This window comes from Streptomyces sp. S6 (genome assembly GCF_054880855.1).
Genome location: NZ_JBTYMC010000572.1, coordinates 1 through 2,021 on the forward strand (window position 1 = coordinate 1; position 2,021 = coordinate 2,021).

The window sequence follows — 2,021 nt, forward strand, 5'->3', positions numbered from 1 at the left end:
TAAGTCGGTGTCGAGGACACGGCCGTGCTCAGCCCTTCGGGCCTCCGCGCGCCCGCGCCCTCGACACCGACGCGCCCCTTCGGCTCCTTCGCGGCCGGTGGCCGGAGAGGGGGGCTGAGTGGGTGGGCACTCAACCGGCGTTCGTGGAGATTGGGTGCGCCGTGTTGGAAGAAGGCCCGGTATTTGGGGGTGCGGGCGCGCGGTGCTGGAAGAAGGCTCGGTGTTTGGGGGTGCGGGCGCGCGGTGCTGGAAGAGGGCCCGGCGTTCGGGGGTGCGAGTGCGCGGTGTTGGAGGAGGGCCCGGTGTTTGAGGGTGCGGGCGCGCGGCGATGGCGGCGCAGCCGCCTCCTTAGGGGCGCGGGGAACTGCGCGACCAGCCACAACAAACCCGCAGCCGCCCACACACCAAAACCACCCGACCCGGTGGGCACATACCCGGCGCCGAGGAAGCCTGAACACGGATACGCGGCCATGGCGGCGCAGCCGCCTCCTTAGGGGCGCGGGGAACTGCGCGAACAACCACAACAAACCCGCAGCCGCCCACACACCAAAACCACCCGACCCGGTAGGCACATACCCCGCGTTCATGGAGTTCGCGTGCGCAGGGTTGGGAAAGGAAGCGACCGCCGGTCCGGGAGAGGAGTGACCGGCGGTCGCCAGGGTGGGGCCGGCCGGGTGAGCCGGGCTCCCTAGGGGGTGTTGTCCGCGTGCCCCGGAGTCGGGTGGGCAAACACGGGCGCGCGGAATTAGGTTGTGCAGCCTCGTCGGCCCGAGGCCAGCACCACGCATGCCTGGGCCTCCGTCGCCGTCCGGACAGCCACCATCGGGGTGTACGAGATCGTGTCGCCCGCGACGGTGGCGTCCCCGCGCTGCCGGGCCCTGCCGGCCATGACCTGGACGACGTCCCCAGGGGCGGCACTGAGAATGCGGCCCCATGCCGTCCCGCAGGTCCTGCTGTACCGCACCTCGACCCGCCTCCCGGCGACGGTCGCGCTCTCCGTCGTCGTCACGAGGCCGTCGGCGCAGCCCATCGCTTCCGCGTCCTTGCCACCGCACGCGGCGCCGGCGCATTTGACGCCGGGGGGTAGGTCGATGCGGGGACTGGGCGAGGGGGAAGGGGAGTTGGCGGCGGCGGGGGTGCGGGTGCGCGGTGTGGGAGGTGGACGCGGAGTCGCCGTCGTACAGCTCGCGCGACCAGCTCGCCGGGTACGCGCGCCGGCCGCTGGACCTCGGGCTGCGGCGGCGGGGAAGCGCCGGGAAGCGGTTGCTGGACATTTCCGTGTCCGGGGCGCTGCTGCTGCTGATCAGCCCGCTGCTGCTGGTGTTCGCGGTCGTGCTGCGGCTGACCGACGGGCCGGGGGTCGTGTTCCGGCAGGAGCGGATCGGGAAGGACGGGCGGCCGTTCACGCTGCTGAAGTTCCGCACCTACCGGCCGTCCGACGAGCACGAGGCCGCGACGCGGTGGAGCGTCGCCGGGGAGCGGGAGATGAGCCCCTTCTGCCGGTTCCTGCGCCAGACCTCGCTGGACGAGCTGCTCCAGCTGTGGAACGTGCTGCGCGGGGACATGAGCCTCGTCGGCCCGCGTCCCGAACGGCCGTACTTCGTCGGGCAGTTCAGCCAGACCTACCCCGGCTACGCGGCCCGGCACCGGATGCGGGTCGGGATCACCGGGCTCGCCCAGATCAACGGGCTGCGCGGGGACACCTCGATCGAGGACCGGGCCCGCTACGACAACGCCTACATCGACAACTGGTCGCTGTGGCAGGACGTCTGCATCCTGCTGCGCACCGCCGCCGCCTTCGTCCGTCCGACCGGGAGCTGACGCCGATGGCCCTCGCCCTGCCCCTCACCCCGCCCCGGTCGTGGTCGCCGGTTCTGCCGGTCGCCGCCGTGATCGCCCTCATCGCCCTGCCCGTCACGCCGGGCGGCGAGGGCGGCGCGGGGCCCGCCGACGCGCTCTCCGCGCTGGTCGTCCTCTTCTGTGTCGTCCGGCTGCTGCGGCAGCGGGCCCGGCCGCTGTTC

Annotated in this window: 1 protein-coding gene and 2 pseudogenes; 2 read left to right on the top strand and 1 reads right to left on the bottom strand. The window is 72.8% G+C overall.

The features are described 5' to 3' along the window. Positions 1–745: 745 nt before the first annotated feature. Positions 746–1,093 carry a DUF2690 domain-containing protein gene (locus ACVNF4_RS35325; protein ID WP_461806935.1) on the bottom strand — a complete coding sequence of 116 codons (348 nt, stop codon included), beginning with the start codon at positions 1,091–1,093 and terminating at the stop codon, positions 746–748. Between the two features lie 47 nt (positions 1,094–1,140). On the opposite strand from ACVNF4_RS35325, the pseudogene ACVNF4_RS35330 reads away from it, so the two are divergent. Further along, positions 1,141–1,821: pseudogene (locus ACVNF4_RS35330) on the top strand (sugar transferase); the annotation flags it as partial. 5 nt (positions 1,822–1,826) lie between these two features. Continuing rightward, positions 1,827–2,021: pseudogene (locus tag ACVNF4_RS35335) on the top strand (O-antigen ligase family protein); the annotation flags it as partial.